Below are 15,134 nucleotides of genomic sequence, written 5' to 3' on the forward strand. Positions count from 1 at the left end.
CTCCTTTTGAACCGAAGCAAGTTTCTTCCTTTCCCATCATGTTATGCGGCCCTCTACAGCTTGGCGCAGGCACAAGCACAGACACCAAAGACAATCTAAGACGTACCTTCCAGTTGCTCAGACGTGTAGCCTGACGTTTGCCAGCATAAAGCGCCACATCTCATCCTGCCCGCTCCAAATATCCTCAGGCGGCAGCGCCACTGGAACCAGTTGCTCCAGCCCCCAATCCAGCTCCGTCACATCGGCAGCCCCTGTATAATCCACGAATAACAAGCGAAAATCGTGGGTAATCATCTGTGACAATACGGTGTGCAGTTCTACCGCCTGATCCCGACTGCCCCCCAGACGAACCAGCAGCAAACAGGATGCAAGCGCAGATTTCTCCAATAGACGTGCGATGCGGCGATCAAGCGTCGTTTTGAATGCAGGATAGGAAGTCAGCTGCTCCGATGTATTCAGGGTAACAGGAAAATGGTGTGCCGCTGTAATTTCATACGACGCGTCCTCGACCATGAAGTTATACTCGCCGTAATCATGCCCCGTCACACGCAGGCTGGCAAAGTCCATGAATCCGGCGAAACGGGCATCCAGCAAGCGACTGATCTGCGACAAGTTGCCGGAAATCATCCAGTCCAGCGGTCCCGCGTATGGACGCAGTCCGTTTTTATCCAGCTAAATGGAAGGCAGGCAATGTCCTCCCAAGCTGAATACAGCGTCATAATCCCCCTGCAATCGCTCAAGCACGCCGTCCTCCCCTTTCCGAAGATAGGGACATTCCCTGAAAAAGCGTACACCAGTGCGGATCACTTTTATAATTCCATACATCGGCAAAAGGCATTTCCACCGCGCATACATTTGGAAGCTGCCAGTCGACCTCAGTCAGCTCTGTTACACCCGAACAGTTCACGATGAGCAGTCGAAATTCATGCGCCACCATGCCGTACAAGATGCGCTCCAGTTCCTCTGCCTCTTCATAGGTTCCCAGCATACGGACGAACAAGCTGTGCTGCGCCTTCTGCGTTTTTGCAAAAAAACGTTCGATACGGCGGTCTATCTTCTCCCTGAACTCTGGATAAGTCGCCAGATCTGCGGACGTATTGCGTTCCTGCGGGAAATCATGTACCGAGATCACGTTATAATCGATATCCCTGACCATATAGTTCAGTTGGCTCGTACCAACGACACTTAAATTGGGAAAATCCATAAACCCGGCAAACCGGTTTTCCAGCAAGCGATTCACATCGGACAGCGTGTCAGACATCATCCAGTCCAGCACTCCGGCAAACGGCCGCAGGCGGTTTTTTTCCAATTGAATGGCAGGCGTGCAGTTTTGCCCCAAACTGAAGACCGCATCATATTCCCCTGCCAGCTGTGCAAGTCTCATAGCCGTGCCTCCTTTTTAAAGCGACCCTTTCCTCAGGCCGCAGGTTGTTCCACTCTACATTACATGCCAGCTCGGCTAAAAGGGTTGGACCCCGGCGCGTATTTTGTCAAAAAAGGCGTACAACTATCCAGTCCAGACACGGCCATTTTTCATATGATATAAGGCTGGTAACCTAACGAAATTCAAGGAGGCTTCATCATATGTCCGTGTTTCTTTTATCTGCTGATCATCACCTCGCTTATCACAGCGCCAGTATACAAAGCTGTCATGTGACCCTGTTCAATCGTGAAAAGAGACCTGTCGATGTAATGTTGGAAATAGGAAATGATAGCGGCGTTTTCCGACGACAACTACTTAGCCTGAGCACTTCTCCCCAAGCCGGGTCTGTCGTACAGCTCAAAGATATGGAAACAGCCCAAAACCCTTTTTACCTGCGGGTGGTCACAAGTATATGCAATCCAGAAACGTTATTTATTTTGGCTGAATTTGTGGAGAACGAGAACGTGGTCGCTATGCGTACAGCCAGTCATTTTACCGTGACGCCCTAATACACGGACAGGAGAGGAAGAAAGTATGCTAAAATACTCGGTACAAAACAAAGCCGAAGCAGGCACACATGCGCTGCCTTTTCAGGTCACCGAACAGGAGAGCGTGCTATCTACGTTGATCATTCCTGCGAGTGAGTCTGAAGGAAGTATTGTCATTGAAGCCTCCTTGGCATGGGAAAATCCGCTGCTCAACTGGGATATCGGAGAGCTGGTTATCCGACTGCGTCGCAACGACGGTCAGGGTCCCGTGCTGGACTGGTTGCAGGATTCCTGCTATCAGGAGGGCTTTGCCGAGCTAAGGTATGAGGAAACTGTGGAACAGACAGCGCCATATGTTTATTGCCTGACTGTGCAATCGGCTGACCGTCGGGCCGTTGTCACCGGTCCACTCGTGATCCAAGGCTCAGTTTACGATGATTCAGTTGATGGAAACCTGGACGAAACATGATCTGTAATCGCCCAAAAGGCAGGCTGGGAATCACGCCCCGGCCTGCCTTTTACACTTGCTCCAAATATAATGAAACAGTCGAATATTTATATGCATTACGGACGTTTCGGTTCAGAATGACGACTGTCACTCTCATCGCGTGGCTTGTTTCAGACGTTCCAGTATGTTCGCGTCCGGTAGCTTATAATGTTCTGGTAAAGAGGTGTTAATCCGATTCCATATTTCATAATCCACCTCCAGATCCAGGTGCGATTGCTCGATTTCAAAAATACGGTTGTACAAGTCTCCAACTACAGGAAAAGTCATGATCCCCCTCCTCACTATCGAATCAACGTACTTGCTTGAGCGCTTGCGCGTAAATATCCACGAGTCGTGCAATCATTACATCCAGAGACCACTGCGTGGTTCCCCATGCTTTGGCTCGGTTCCCCATAGCAATACGCACATCATCCTGAGCCAGTAAATGTTGCAATTGAGCTGCTAACGCCTCCACATCGCCAACCGGGGAGACCAGCCCAGTATGTTCATGCTCCACCATTTCCGGGAGTCCACCTGCATCCGATACCACTGCCGGAAGCCCCGAAACCTGCGCCTCCATAACCGAAAATGGCTGATTATCTTGTATACTCGGATGAACAAAAATATCCGCCAGTTGCAAGAGGGCAGGCACATCCTCACGATGTCCGAGAAAAACTACCTCTTCCCTCAGCCCCAGCTCATCAGCCTGTGTTTGAAGTTCTTCCCTTTTGTCTCCCTCTCCGACAATCCAGCACACCCAATCTGTGCGCCGATCTTTCAGCAAACCAAGAGCACTCATTAAGTAGTGCAGCCCTTTGATATATACCAGCCGTGAAGGACAAATAATGACCTTTTTCCCCTCAGGTCGTGTGACATCCGTCCCCTTCGCGCAAACCTCCCAGAAGTGTTCGGTATCCAAACCATATTGGAAAGTAGCAATCTGTTGCTCGGGCACTTCAAACTCACGAATGAGCGTCTGCTTCATCCATTCCGTAGATGTAATTGTAATATCAGCGGATATAGCGCCATAGTGCTCCAGTGCCCAATAATATTTCCATACCAACAACTCTCGATATCCCGGCTCTTGATCCCGTTCCATCGCCATCATGACTTCGCGGGCCAGCGAGCCGTGAATATTGGCGACCAATGCGCTATCTTTACGTTTGACCCGGCTTAGGGCACGTGTCGCAATGACATCCTGTGTATGAATGACATCGTATTGTTCAACTCCAAAATACGCCGCCGACAGTTCCATGCAGTATCGGTCTTTTTCCACCGTCTGCACCCAGGAGTCCTGATGTAATACAGGTACAACCGTCTCATTCAGCTTCGTGTTCAGCATGGGCAACAACTGATCCTTCAGCAGCTCCCTATTCTCAAAAACAATATGGTATTTGGGTATATCCGGTCCGTTGCCCATCAAATCCACGGTGTGACCCAGCAGCTCCAGCCGTCGTTTAATTTGCAGCATAAACGGCCACACGCCTCCCAAATGAGGGATCGGCCAGTAGGTAGCCAACAAAATTTTCACAACAGCCTCACCTCCTCCTGTCTCGTACGCTAAGCTACATTCCGTTACTTCCGTAAATTTGCTGAGAGCCCGACAGTGCATCTGTCCATACCGCAAAGAAACCGTTATTGGGCACGATGGTCACATCAATAAAATTACCGATGGTGACAACCGGAACCGGGGCTGTTCCCGTTAGGATTAAAGGAACTATTGGTTACCAGAAGCTCTGTTAAATTTTATGCGCAGACTCCTGACAACCATACAAGCTTTCTATTCAGTAGATTCATAGTATAGAAGCATCCCTACAGGGATTTTCCAATATTCTGTATTCGAGAGGATGATTGTTTTGGCTTTTACAACCGGATATATGACAAACACTAGGGATTTTGGTACTGCCTGCTCCAATGTCGTTGTGAATCTGGTGAATGAGGATACGGTAAACGCAGCAACCGTGACCATACAAATTTTTTTCTCGCTCGTACCGGATACCAAGATCCCCTTGTACGTAACATCAGTTAACGTACCTGCAAACTCCATTGCCCGACGCACCTTCTTTATACAAGGTGTGCTTGCCTATGAAGTGCAATACAACGTGGTCGCCGCTGTTCCATCCAATGTGGTTCTTTCCAACTTCGGTCTGGACCAGTTTGGCAATGTTGTGCAGGAGCATCGTGTCCTTCAATCGGAGCTGACCACGATTGCGGCCCTGTCTCCAGTTAGCTAAAAGCGACCCTGTTCCAGCGCCTGATGCAATCGATGGGTGTAATACACGTAATTCCATTCCGGCGGTACAGCGGTGACTTCCCGCCCGCTGCCTATGGTAGAGTGATCATCTGTATAGTAGGAAAAAACGTGGGTATTCGGCAGTGGGCGGAGTAAATCCGTCAGATACAGCAAATCCGTCACGGCGATATAAGGTTTAACCCCGTAGCATACAACAAAGCGGGTCACCGTTTCCCCAATGGCCTGAATCAGCGCTTCCCTCATGGAATATCGCGGTCTTGGAGTTACGATCAGGCGAGGGTCGAGCATGATGGGCAGGAAGGAAGAGGCGCCCTGTTCAGGCGTAAGATCCAGCAACCGCACCAAGCAATTGCTGTAATGCTGCTCCAGCAGCTGATCCAGCAACGGCTCAGCCTGAGTCATATCCGTAACGGGCATCAAAATGGTCATTTCAAGCGGGATACCCCGGCGCGCTCTCGTCTCATGCTTGGCGACTTGAAATGCGTGCCGCCAGCGTCGATGCTCCTTCTGGCTGTGCAAGCTGGCCGATACACTAAAAGCGGAATCCACCCGGTAATCCATAAGGACCTCCGGGATGAATTTCATGCTGCACTTCTCGGTCAGTCGCAGCCAGTAATCATAGTCCTCCACGGGTTGCAACCGATAGCCGCCGATCTGACGGGCATATTGGCTTTTGTACATAAATGAAACCCCAACAATGCTGGCGTTCAGTAATTCGTGATGTGGCTGGCTCTGGTATCGGATCAGCGCTTGTTGATGCTGCTCGTCATACAACGGGTTTCCTCCAGCGTCAACCTGGCGGAAAGTGGAGAATACAAGGCCAAGCGAGTCGGGCCCCTGCTCCAGCTCTCTCCGCAATCGTTCAATAAAGAATGAATTATAAACATTGTCACTGGATACCCAGGTCACATATGTGATCGCAGGATCTTCGAACAACTCGTCGAACCCCCGGTTGAGAGCATGTGATACTCCTTTGTTTTCAGGAAGTATAATCAACTGAACACGCGGGTCCCCCCCTGCTGCATGGAACGCCGGTCCTACCATTTCCGGCGCTCCGTCAATAACGATGATGAAACGAAACGCTCCGTAGCTCTGGGCCAGTACGGACGAAATCGCCGCTTGTAGATAACCGATATCCTGTTTGTAGAGCGGCATTACAACCCCCGTATCTACCATATCAATCTCCCCCTGACAGACTTCCGGATTCATGAGGATAAACCGTTCAACAGCTGGCTGAAGCGATCTCGATACCGCGCTTGAGTTATGTTGTATTCCCGTTCAACGGCAGGCCAGTGCTTTTTTGTCCCCATTTCGTCATGCCAGCGATAGTTAACCAACGCTTCGTTCAGAAAAGGGAAAGGGTAACCCGCCAACATGACTCGATACCACATATCCAGATCATGGGTGTACGGCAGCAATTCATCGAACAGACCGATATGCGCAAACAGTTCCTTTTTGAACATGACAGTGCATCCATTGACCGGATTCCCTTGCTGGAAAAAACGGCAAAACTCCGGTATGGACGGAAATACGGCTGCCGCCTGCGGGTTCGTGATTTGGCTGTATTGATTGATAAGATTAAAATTGGTGTGAGAGATATATGCCCCCTGTTCCACCATAAAGGATACCTGGTTGTTAATTTTGTCCTTGTGATAGATATCATCTGAGCTGAGCCACGCAATATATTCGCCGCTGGCATGCCGGATGCCGTGATTCAGTGCGCTGGCTGTTCCGCCATTGGATTTGCCCAAATAATATATATATGGAAGATAGGGCTGAAGCATTTCGGTATGTGTCGTGGAACCGTCATCAACGACAATAATTTCAAGCGGACCATAGGTTTGCTCCAATGCGCTTTGCACAGCCTTATCCACGTATCCACAGTTATAAAATGGAATGACGATCGTTACACTCGGTCTCATATCGTTCCTTCCTTTCCGACTCGGCGGTATCGAATCATATCCTCCAGCGATTGCCCCAGCGGTATGATCGGCCTCCATCCCATATCCTCCAGCTCCTTGGCCCGGTATGCATCCATATACGCTGACTCTGCCGCGTCCCCCCATTCGATGGCAACAGGTGTCTCTGCCATTGCAACCATACGTTCCACGATATCTCCCAGCTCCACGATGCGGCCTGTGCAAACCGGGTAAACCTGCCCCGACACCCCTTGCTCCAGCAGCACACCGTATGCGCGGACGGCATCGCGCACATCGAGAAAATCACGCTGCGCATGCCGGGAAGATACCCGGAACGGTGCGGGTTCGAGTGCGGGCAAAGGCTCACATGCTGATTCGGTTGCTGGCTCCGTGTACGTGCGCTCCGTACGGATAATATGACCCGCCAGCAATGCGCAAAAGCCAGTGGATGGACCCGGCCCAATCAGATTACAAGGCTCTGCCAGCATGACGGATTGGTCAAACAACGTGCTCCAGGAGAGGGCGACTGCTTCTTGAAGGCTTTTGCTGAGACTATATGGATGCGATGGATGATACGGAGCCTGCAAAATTGCCTTTAGCCGGGAACCCGCCACGACAATCCGGGCCTTTGGAAAAGGACGCAGCGCATCCAGCAGATACAGCGTGGACAGCACATTGGATTCCATGTAGAGCAGCGGGCTTCGCCAAGATTCGGGCACCGAATTTTTTCCACCCAGATGGAGCACATAATCCGGCGCAATCTGGCCAATCACTTCGCGAAGACGCTCCTTGTCGAGCAAATCGCATACATAAGACGTGATGTAAAAGCTGGTGCCGGAATCTACGCCGACGTTCTCATCACCGTTAAACTGCAAGATCAGCTCCCGGGCGGAAGCAGCCGTGCGGGTCAGAGCCGCTACCTTCCAGCCGAGCTTTGCAAAATGGCGGCAGGCGTGTATCCCGGTATAGCCTGCCGCTCCGGTAATTACAATGACGGGCCGACGTTGTTCCGCTGTGCTTCTGTCCATTCCAGCAGCTCCTTCAGCATAATGCTGTAGTGAGGAACATCGTAGAGCAGATCGGCCCGGGTAGAACGAAGTGTCCGGTCTTGAACCGGCTCATCCTTCAGCACGATCCGAATATCCTCCCTCTTCCAGATGTCCTTGAACAACAGCAACAGATCATACTTGCTGATCGGTTCAGGATGAACCAGATGAATGAGTCCATCTAGCGGCTCATTCATCAACACCTGTATAGCCTTTGCCAGCTCCAGTGTTGTAACCCCGTTCCAAAAGACGCGGCGATACCCGTCAACGTCCCCACTCTGCTGCAAGAACCAGTTCAGCAGACCAATGCCCCCCGGCCGGATTTCCGGGCCGATAATGGAGGTGCGAATCGTCAGATGGCCCGGCGCCTTTACTTCCCCGAGTATTTTCGTCAATGCATAGGCGCTTGTCCCGTCAGGTTGATCCGTTTCTGCATATAAACCGGGTACCCGCGTCCCCTCGAATACACAGTCCGTACTGATATGAATGAACCGAGCACCGATTCTGTCCGCCGTCCGCTGGAGAAAGTGCGGCAGCAGGCCGTTAATTTGATATGCTGTAATCTGATCCGCTCCGGCATACTGGTTTAGCACACCCACCGCGTTAATAATGACGTCAGGTCGCACACTCCGCACCAGTTGCTCCACCATAAAGCTGTCATTCACATCCAGCAGCAGACCCCCTTTATTCTTGGGATCACGCGTGGTGTAGAACACATGATATCCGCCCTGCTTTTGAAAGTAATCGACCAGCACATGGCCTGCCATGCCGTTACCGCCCAAAATAAGCAGCTTCATTTAATGAACCCCCCGCTCTGGAGAATGCTTCGAATCTCCGCTTTAGACATCAGATTGAACTCTGAGCTAAAGCTGCTGAACGACACTGGAGGGCATTGCTTATATCGATCCTTTAGTTGAGGGATATTCAGCGTTGGCAGAATGATTAAATATTGCTCGTCGTATACGACCGTCGTCAGACTTTCAAAGTCGCTCATTAAAATCTCATGAATTTTCTCGCCAGGACGGACACCTTTTTCTACAATTTCTACATTCTCCACGCCCGAATCCTCGATGAGCACCTCTGCCAAATCCACAATGCGGCAGGTTGGCATGGTCATGATGAAAATTTCCCCGCCTACACTTTCCACCGAGGCTTTGAACAGAAGGCTGATCGCATCACGCAGGGTCAGGAAAAAACGGGTCATGTTCATATCCGTGATCGAAACGGTACCCTTTTGGCGAATCTGGCTTTGAAACAGATGCACCACGCTTCCGTTCGTGCCCAATACGTTACCGCCACGCACCGTCACAAATCGTGTATCGCTATTCAGCAGATTGGCGTAGACGATCAGTTTTTCACCAATCGCCTTGGTCATCCCGTAAAAATTGGATGGATTCGCAGCCTTGTCAGTGGAGATATAAATGACTTTCTTGACCTGATTGATGACAGCGGCTTCGATCACGTTTTGGGTGCCTACCACGTTCGTTTTTAGTGCTTCATAGGGCTGATCTTCACATACAGGTACGTGCTTGAGAGCCGCCAAATGAAATACATAATCCACACCCTGACAGGCGGTAACCAGTGCATCCTTATCCCGAATATCCCCGATGCAGAAGCTAAGTCGTTCATCCTCAAACTGCCTGTTCATCGCAACCTGACTCGATTCTCCGCGCGAAAAGATAATGACCTCTTTGGGGTTACGCGGCAGTAGCTGGGCAACCAGCTCATGCCCCCAGGAGCCGGTACCGCCGGTAACCAAGATACGTTGGTTTTCAAACATGCCGTTTCCCTCCAAGCAAAAATTTGACTACCTTATCTGACACATCCTCCGCCAGATAACCTGCGGGACACTGCCACTTATGCTTCATCCCGGTCATTAAGACTACTGCGTTCGCTATAACCTCTCCATCCAACCCGGACACGATATTGCTGCCACAATCTACGGTTTCCGGCCGTTCCGTCGTCCGGCGCATCGTGACCGTCGGCACACCCATGATGCAGCATTCCTCCTGTACGGTGCCGCTGTCCGTCAAAGCGCAGCGGGCATGCCGCTCCAGCAGTACGAAGTCAAAAAAACCGAACGGCTCATGGAATTCCACCAGCGGATCAAGCTGGATCGGCGGATGGCTCGCGATACGAGCGGCGGTGCGAGGATGAATACTGCAAATGACCCGCTGTCCGGACTGCTGTGCTACCCGATTCAGGCCATCCAGAATAGCCAGCAAATGTGGCGGATGGTCGACATTTTCGGCTCTGTGGGCGGTTACCAGGAAATATTGCCCTGGCGACAGTCCCAGCTTCTTCAAAATGTCGCTGCCGGACACCTCTTTCTCGTAATGCTGCATCACTTCGTAAATCGGGTTTCCAGTCAATACAATTTGTTGGCTCGGAAAGCCTTCCCGTATTAGATGCTGCTTGCTTTGCTCCGTATACGGCATATTAATCGTAGAAATCGCGTCAATGACGCGGCGATTCTTCTCTTCCGGCACATCCAGATCGTAGCAGCGGTTCCCCGCCTCCATATGCACGACCGGGTAGCCCATACGTTCCGCAAGCAAGGCGCACAGGGCGCTGTTCGTATCGCCGAGCAGCAGCACATGATCCGGGCGCTCCTTGTTTAAAATATCCTCCATCTGCGAGTACATGGCAGACAACTGTTTGCCCAGCGTTCCCGCCTTCTCCTGAAGCACATAATCCGGGGCACGCAGCCCCAGTTCGCGGAAGAATTGCCCGCTCAGGCTTTCCGTGTAATTTTGGCCCGTATGCACAAGCACATGCTGGTCTGCATGGCGATCCAGCTTCGGAATGATCAGGCTGAGCCGTATAATTTCCGGTCTTGTGCCGAGCACGGTCAATATTTTCATTGTGTTGGAACCCACCTTTGCTGTCGTTGTTTCATTAAACTGTGGAGTTTAATGCGTGAGATAGCCATCCAGCAAACTGTCTGTGCTCCAGCTAAACGTTCACCTCAACGGTCCGGCGTGCTTTCACCCGGACCGTTGTTTTTTGTGGCGTCCAGCCTTGAGCGTTAGCCGCTTCCGCTTGTGCGGATGCGGACGCCTCGACACAGGCTTGAGCTTGTGTTTTCGTTTGAGCTTCCGCTTCAACCTGGGTTTCTGTCTGGACTTGGATTTCGGCAGAAGCCCTGACAGCGGAAACCAGTTAATGCGATAGCTCCTGCTGCTGGCGTTGCTCTTACCCTTGCGCTTGCGGGGTCTGCTTTGCTTGCGGGCCGCTGGCCATCTCGCTCGAATGCCACGCTTGCCATGATGCAGGTCTGGCTGTAGCTCCGGTAAAGGAGGGGGTGGCTGTGGCAAGCCCGGAATGGCTGCATACTCGATAGGTGGCAAACCGAGCACAGGCAGTTGGCCAACCAGCGATTCGGGAAATTCTCGAATAGCGCTGGTACATGCCTCCGGTATAGCGATGACCTGACGTAGCCCTTCTCCCTCCCGCGTCCATACCGGACCACCCGGCTGCTGAATCAGCGGGAACCACTGCGGATCATGACACACCCATTGGCTGGCCATGACGTGCAGGTTGTTTTGGTAGGAATCAGACCCGTATACACGTGTAGCCGCGCTGTGGTTCCGTACACCAATCCGTTCCACTTCCTCGGGATGATTGAGCAGATAGCCCACTTTTTCAGCCAGCATATCGCTGTTTCCCGGCTCTACCAAAAACTCAGTATTTCCGGTCGCCTCCATCAGCTCCACCAGTCCGCCCTGCGCAAAGGCCACAACCGGCTTTCCGTAAACCAGCCCCTCCAGTGCCGTCAGACCAAAGCCTTCCTCCACCATGCTCGGGATGACAACCATATCCATCGCGCTATATGCGGTGGATACAGATTCCTCAAATGAGCTGAACTGGAATCGGCGGCTGTAACGGGATTTGCGGATTAAAGAAACGCATTTCACGTAATATTCCGAGTCCACCGAGCTGCCGATGATCCAGAAGCGGCAGCTCGAATTCGTTTCACACAGCTTCAGAGCCATTTGAACAAAAGGTAACAGTCCTTTGGCTTCGCAGATAAAGGAAGAAATATAACCAATACAGATATGCGATTCCTTCAACCCCAGCTTTTCACGTTTGCGTTTCCGTTGCAGTACATGCTCTTTGTGCGGCGGCATATCCATATCCCGACAAGGAGACAACACCGTATGCGGACGTGTCAGCCCCGCCCCGTGCAAAGGCCGCAAGACGGCTTGCGAAATACCGATGACCCATCGGCTGTAACGCTCGATGATGGAGACCGAGACAGGTGTATGCTCATTCTGGTTAATGACTTCGGTTATTTTCCAGACCACTGGAATATTCGACTCATGGGAAGCCATCGCGGGCATGACGTTCACACAGGTATTGACCAGCACCACATCTGGACGCGCTTGCTGTAGCAACTGAAGCAACGATGCGTATGAAGCATGGTTTCGCAAATTCTCCGCATCTTGCGCCAATCCCTCATACGGGGTATACATGCCGTGCAGCATGGGCAGGTTCTGAATTTGGACGGTAATCCCGCGCTTGCGGGCAATCGTGGTCAGCCGCCCTTCACCGGGCGTCACCAGAATGCAGTCGAAGTACGTACGAATGTCTACACAAAATTGCAATAACAGCTTCTCCGCTCCCGTAATGCTGCGGACATTGCTGACATGGCTGAATAGCATCATTTTCGGTTTGATCGGAGTTCACCTCCTTTAAAATAGCAATCATCGGGCGTATGAACCGAATTATGGAAATACGATCGACAGCAGCTGGTCAATCCGGTGACCATACGTGTGCTCACGCAGTGTCCGTTCCAGAGCACGCAAGGCAATCTCACGGCGTTCCTTTTCGTGCGTCAAATAAAACTCAATCTTCTCCAGCAGCTCCTGTTGGGAACTGTACGTCTCGATCTCTTCTCCCGGCTTGTAAAAACGAGCCAGATCATCCCGTGTGTCGGTCAGTTGCAAGGTGCCGCAGGCAGAAATTTCGAACGTGCGCGGATTCGGCGACGCCCCCGGAATTTTCAGCGCATTGTTATTCACTGAATCATCCTGATGCGAACGATGAAGATTAATGACAATTTTGCTGCCATTATACGTATCATTCGTCTCGACCGGAGACATCCAGCGGCCTATCTCGATTTTGTCTCCGTACGATTGATAATCAGGGAGACGATCCCACCAGATTCCGTTGATTTTAATATTACGAGCCATGAGCTGCGGCATAATCGGATTAAAGAAATAGATGCGATTCCAGTAGGCCGAGCCGGTAAACCCGATTTCACGCCGTACAGAAGCGGGAGAGCTAAGCGGGAAATATTGAGTCAGAAATGCCGCAAAGGGCAAGTAATGTACAGATGGGCAGCCAAGCTGACGGTACATTTCAATGCAATTCAGCTCTAGCGTGAACACATGGTCATAATGCGGGACAATTTGGGTCGTCGTGTCCGTGTAATAGGGATCATCCGTTAGCCAGATGGCGGTCGGAATGCCCAACTGACGCACCGCTTCCACCTGCTCCAGTGGAAGGTCCATCCCATCCAGCGCCAGCACCAGATTCGGACGGAGCTGAGCAGCGATACCACCTACGGGCTGACGCGGGTCGGTTACAGTAACCTGAGCCGTCATACTTTGCAACGTGGTAATAACCGCTTCATCCAGTGGAGAATAGGGAAGACCTTTACCGGAGACTACATACAGTACATGGATTTGTCGAAAAGGAAAGACCGCCTTCGTCCGGGTAAGAATCGCATTGGCGCGTCCGCGCAAATAGCCTTCGTCGTAACCGTCACTGATTCCCGCAGCTCTCCCCTTTTCCCAGGAAGTTGTGGCCGGGTCAAACGGTCCTGTCGTAGATATCGTCATCACTTTCACTCCTCACTGTTTTTGGTGTTTACTTTAGGCCATCGCCTTGTCCAGCAATTCTTCCATACGATTTGTGTACAGATGCTTTTGCATGGTGGTGTGCAGCCCGCGCCAGGCCATGCGTTCACGTTCCCAGTCATGCTTGAGATAGTAGTCCAGCTTGACCTTCAACTCTTCTACTCCACCAAAGGTTTCAATGTCATAGCCCGGTCGGTAATAGCGGCTCAGATCCTTCCGAATGTCCGTCATCTGGAGCGTGCCACAGGCAGCAATTTCGTAGGTCCGGGGATTAATGGACTCCGCCGACAGCTGATGTGTATTCCGGTTATCCAGTCCGGGGTCCGTCGGACGATGCAGATTGATAACAATTTTGGAGCCGTTATAATATTTGGCTGTTTCCTCCGGCTCCATGAAGATTGGACGGATAAATCGTTCCAGCACATCCCGACGGGTCAGCCGATCCCAGCTTCCACCCACGATCAGCACCCTTTTATCCGCTAAAAAAGAAGCGAGGTGGTCAAACAGCTTTACGCGGTTCCAGAAGGCATTCCCGATGAAGCAAATGTCATGCTGGTGCTCCCGCTCCACCCGCTGGGGATAAAAGATCCGGGCTGACGCAGCAAGCGGCAAATAATGTACCTTTGCCACTCCCTGATCTCGATAAAACGGCAGGCATGACATCTCGTGCGTAAATACAACATCGTAGGATTGGCAGATCAACGCCGTATCCTCCGTAAAGTAAGGATCATCTACAAACCATATGGCCGTCCGAATACCCAGGCCCCGTATTTGCTGCACCTGCTCCAAATGATCCGGTGGAAAAACATGCAGCCCGTTCATGACCAGTACGAGCTCGGGTCGATGGGCTTCGGCGTCAGCCAGCATTCTGGCAGGAGTACCGATGATGAATTCACTGCATATTTGGCTTAATGCCTCTTGTACCCCTGTGTCTATTGCGGCGAAGCCTTGCGGGATATACAGCACTTTCAAATGGCGAACAGCAGGCACCGTGGCCACGACCTGTGACAGAGCAGCCGTGCACCCCCCCATTCTGCGTCCTTCCCGGTAGCCACATCGATAGGCTTCGCGTTCATTCCCGCTTCGTTGATCGTTCACATCCTTCACCCTGTCCTGTTGTAGAATAAACTTCTGTCACTCCTAAACTATATGCGGAGGGGTCAAACGCATCATGGACGACTGCCACTGCCCGGACAAAATTGGCGTTTGCCCGTCCATCTGCCAAACAACAAATAACCCCGAGGCTGTTAGCTTCGGGGGATCAGTTACAATAGATGATGTTCACGGTTTACTGGGCCTTGTATGCGACTTGGTGTCCTTCTTCGTAGCCTTTGGCAAAGCCTGAATTGAAGCCCTCGTTATAGGCAGCATCATATCCCTGCTGGAATGCCTGCGGATCATGCTCCAGCACAACAGGCTCGGGCTGTGGATTTTCCGCTGCAGGAGCTGTAGACTGGGTGGGCTGAGGTTTTTTCTCCCGACGCAGATGAGGACGACTTCTACGGGCGGAGTGAAGCCCTCTTTTACGCCGTCTTAAAGCAAGCAGACGTTTTCTTCTCAGCTTTAATCTTCGGATACTCGAACGCCGGGTACTTTTGCGTCTTTTGCGGGCTTTTCCCCGCGTAACGCGTTCCCACCGTATTCTCATTCTCA

General features: G+C 51.6%; 17 protein-coding genes. 3 read left to right on the forward strand and 14 right to left on the reverse strand.

All coding sequences use genetic code 11. The annotated features are described in order from the left end of the window. Nucleotides 1-117: 117 nt before the first annotated feature. Entirely contained in the window at nt 118-672 is a 555-nt protein-coding gene (locus ABIA61_RS17855) for a DUF1796 family putative cysteine peptidase (RefSeq protein WP_404581123.1), read from the reverse strand. Between the two features lie 64 nt (nt 673-736). Continuing rightward, a complete protein-coding gene (locus tag ABIA61_RS17860; protein ID WP_404519576.1) occupies nt 737-1,384 on the reverse strand; it encodes a DUF1796 family putative cysteine peptidase in 648 nt (215 codons plus the stop codon). 200 nt (nt 1,385-1,584) lie between these two features. On the opposite strand from ABIA61_RS17860, the gene ABIA61_RS17865 reads away from it, so the two are divergent. Together ABIA61_RS17865 and ABIA61_RS17870 are read left to right on the forward strand one after the other, a co-directional pair. Then, on the forward strand, nt 1,585-1,932 hold the full coding sequence (locus ABIA61_RS17865; RefSeq protein ID WP_283653112.1) for a hypothetical protein: 348 nt from the start codon (nt 1,585-1,587) through the stop codon (nt 1,930-1,932). Between the two features lie 25 nt (nt 1,933-1,957). Beyond that, entirely contained in the window at nt 1,958-2,380 is a 423-nt protein-coding gene (locus ABIA61_RS17870; protein WP_283653113.1) for a hypothetical protein, read from the forward strand. A gap of 132 nt (nt 2,381-2,512) precedes the next feature. Here ABIA61_RS17870 and ABIA61_RS17875 read toward each other — a convergent pair whose 3' ends face one another. After that, nucleotides 2,513-2,686, reverse strand: a complete 174-nt coding sequence (locus ABIA61_RS17875) for a hypothetical protein (RefSeq protein ID WP_283653114.1) — start codon at nt 2,684-2,686, stop codon at nt 2,513-2,515. Between the two features lie 22 nt (nt 2,687-2,708). Beyond that, nucleotides 2,709-3,929 carry a glycosyltransferase family 4 protein gene (locus ABIA61_RS17880; RefSeq protein ID WP_283653115.1) on the reverse strand — a complete coding sequence of 407 codons (1,221 nt, stop codon included), beginning with the start codon at nt 3,927-3,929 and terminating at the stop codon, nt 2,709-2,711. 346 nt (nt 3,930-4,275) lie between these two features. Between ABIA61_RS17880 and ABIA61_RS17885 the strand changes: the two genes are divergently transcribed. Then, complete coding sequence (locus ABIA61_RS17885; protein ID WP_404529636.1) at nt 4,276-4,632, forward strand: hypothetical protein; 357 nt, start codon at nt 4,276-4,278, stop codon at nt 4,630-4,632. Here ABIA61_RS17885 and ABIA61_RS17890 read toward each other — a convergent pair. The 10 genes from ABIA61_RS17890 to ABIA61_RS17935 all read right to left on the reverse strand — a co-directional run bounded on the left by ABIA61_RS17890 (nt 4,629) and on the right by ABIA61_RS17935 (nt 15,129). After that, nucleotides 4,629-5,828 (reverse strand): glycosyltransferase family 2 protein, encoded by a 1,200-nt coding sequence (locus ABIA61_RS17890; RefSeq protein ID WP_283653118.1) that lies wholly within the window; start codon nt 5,826-5,828, stop codon nt 4,629-4,631. The two genes, ABIA61_RS17885 and ABIA61_RS17890, sit on opposite strands and share 4 nt — an antisense overlap. A 29-nt stretch (nt 5,829-5,857) precedes the next feature. Then, nucleotides 5,858-6,574 carry a glycosyltransferase gene (locus ABIA61_RS17895; RefSeq protein WP_283653119.1) on the reverse strand — a complete coding sequence of 239 codons (717 nt, stop codon included), beginning with the start codon at nt 6,572-6,574 and terminating at the stop codon, nt 5,858-5,860. Beyond that, entirely contained in the window at nt 6,571-7,599 is a 1,029-nt protein-coding gene (locus tag ABIA61_RS17900; RefSeq protein WP_404519572.1) for an NAD-dependent epimerase/dehydratase family protein, read from the reverse strand. Before ABIA61_RS17900 ends, ABIA61_RS17895 begins: the two co-directional genes overlap by 4 nt. Then, nucleotides 7,557-8,414, reverse strand: coding sequence for a dTDP-4-dehydrorhamnose reductase family protein (locus tag ABIA61_RS17905; protein WP_283653121.1), 858 nt, complete (start codon nt 8,412-8,414; stop codon nt 7,557-7,559). Before ABIA61_RS17905 ends, ABIA61_RS17900 begins: the two co-directional genes overlap by 43 nt. Beyond that, nucleotides 8,411-9,397, reverse strand: coding sequence for a polysaccharide biosynthesis protein (locus ABIA61_RS17910; protein ID WP_283653122.1), 987 nt, complete (start codon nt 9,395-9,397; stop codon nt 8,411-8,413). Before ABIA61_RS17910 ends, ABIA61_RS17905 begins: the two co-directional genes overlap by 4 nt. Beyond that, entirely contained in the window at nt 9,390-10,481 is a 1,092-nt protein-coding gene (wecB, locus tag ABIA61_RS17915) for a non-hydrolyzing UDP-N-acetylglucosamine 2-epimerase (protein WP_404581089.1), read from the reverse strand. The genes ABIA61_RS17910 and wecB overlap by 8 nt, the downstream gene beginning before the upstream one ends. Before the next feature lie 123 nt (nt 10,482-10,604). Continuing rightward, nucleotides 10,605-12,284: a glycosyltransferase gene (locus ABIA61_RS17920; RefSeq protein WP_404581090.1), complete on the reverse strand. Its 1,680-nt coding sequence runs from the start codon at nt 12,282-12,284 to the stop codon at nt 10,605-10,607. Between the two features lie 60 nt (nt 12,285-12,344). After that, entirely contained in the window at nt 12,345-13,463 is a 1,119-nt protein-coding gene (locus ABIA61_RS17925; RefSeq protein ID WP_404581091.1) for a CgeB family protein, read from the reverse strand. 33 nt (nt 13,464-13,496) lie between these two features. Continuing rightward, complete coding sequence (locus ABIA61_RS17930) at nt 13,497-14,588, reverse strand: CgeB family protein (protein WP_283653126.1); 1,092 nt, start codon at nt 14,586-14,588, stop codon at nt 13,497-13,499. A 181-nt stretch (nt 14,589-14,769) separates the two neighbouring features. Next, nucleotides 14,770-15,129 (reverse strand): FliH/SctL family protein, encoded by a 360-nt coding sequence (locus ABIA61_RS17935; protein ID WP_283653127.1) that lies wholly within the window; start codon nt 15,127-15,129, stop codon nt 14,770-14,772. Nucleotides 15,130-15,134: the final 5 nt, after the last annotated feature.

The sequence above is a fragment of the Paenibacillus sp. RC21 genome, assembly GCF_044907935.1.
In the GTDB taxonomy this organism is placed as follows: Bacteria; Bacillota; Bacilli; order Paenibacillales; family Paenibacillaceae; genus Paenibacillus; species Paenibacillus terrae_A.

Excerpts from the sequence above, each read along its gene's own strand:
- ABIA61_RS17895 (WP_283653119.1), bottom strand. The coding sequence starts at position 6,574 with ATGAGACCGAGTGTAACGATCGTCATTCCATTTTATAACTGTGGATAC.
- ABIA61_RS17905 (WP_283653121.1), bottom strand. The coding sequence starts at position 8,414 with ATGAAGCTGCTTATTTTGGGCGGTAACGGCATGGCAGGCCATGTGCTG.
- ABIA61_RS17935 (WP_283653127.1), bottom strand. The coding sequence starts at position 15,129 with ATGAGAATACGGTGGGAACGCGTTACGCGGGGAAAAGCCCGCAAAAGA.
- ABIA61_RS17870 (WP_283653113.1), top strand. The coding sequence starts at position 1,958 with ATGCTAAAATACTCGGTACAAAACAAAGCCGAAGCAGGCACACATGCG.
- ABIA61_RS17875 (WP_283653114.1), bottom strand. The coding sequence starts at position 2,686 with ATGACTTTTCCTGTAGTTGGAGACTTGTACAACCGTATTTTTGAAATC.
- ABIA61_RS17860 (WP_404519576.1), bottom strand. The coding sequence starts at position 1,384 with ATGAGACTTGCACAGCTGGCAGGGGAATATGATGCGGTCTTCAGTTTG.
- ABIA61_RS17865 (WP_283653112.1), top strand. The coding sequence starts at position 1,585 with ATGTCCGTGTTTCTTTTATCTGCTGATCATCACCTCGCTTATCACAGC.
- ABIA61_RS17890 (WP_283653118.1), bottom strand. The coding sequence starts at position 5,828 with ATGGTAGATACGGGGGTTGTAATGCCGCTCTACAAACAGGATATCGGT.
- wecB (WP_404581089.1), bottom strand. The coding sequence starts at position 10,481 with ATGAAAATATTGACCGTGCTCGGCACAAGACCGGAAATTATACGGCTC.
- ABIA61_RS17900 (WP_404519572.1), bottom strand. The coding sequence starts at position 7,599 with ATGGACAGAAGCACAGCGGAACAACGTCGGCCCGTCATTGTAATTACC.
- ABIA61_RS17910 (WP_283653122.1), bottom strand. The coding sequence starts at position 9,397 with ATGTTTGAAAACCAACGTATCTTGGTTACCGGCGGTACCGGCTCCTGG.
- ABIA61_RS17885 (WP_404529636.1), top strand. The coding sequence starts at position 4,276 with ATGACAAACACTAGGGATTTTGGTACTGCCTGCTCCAATGTCGTTGTG.
- ABIA61_RS17920 (WP_404581090.1), bottom strand. The coding sequence starts at position 12,284 with ATGATGCTATTCAGCCATGTCAGCAATGTCCGCAGCATTACGGGAGCG.
- ABIA61_RS17925 (WP_404581091.1), bottom strand. The coding sequence starts at position 13,463 with ATGACGATATCTACGACAGGACCGTTTGACCCGGCCACAACTTCCTGG.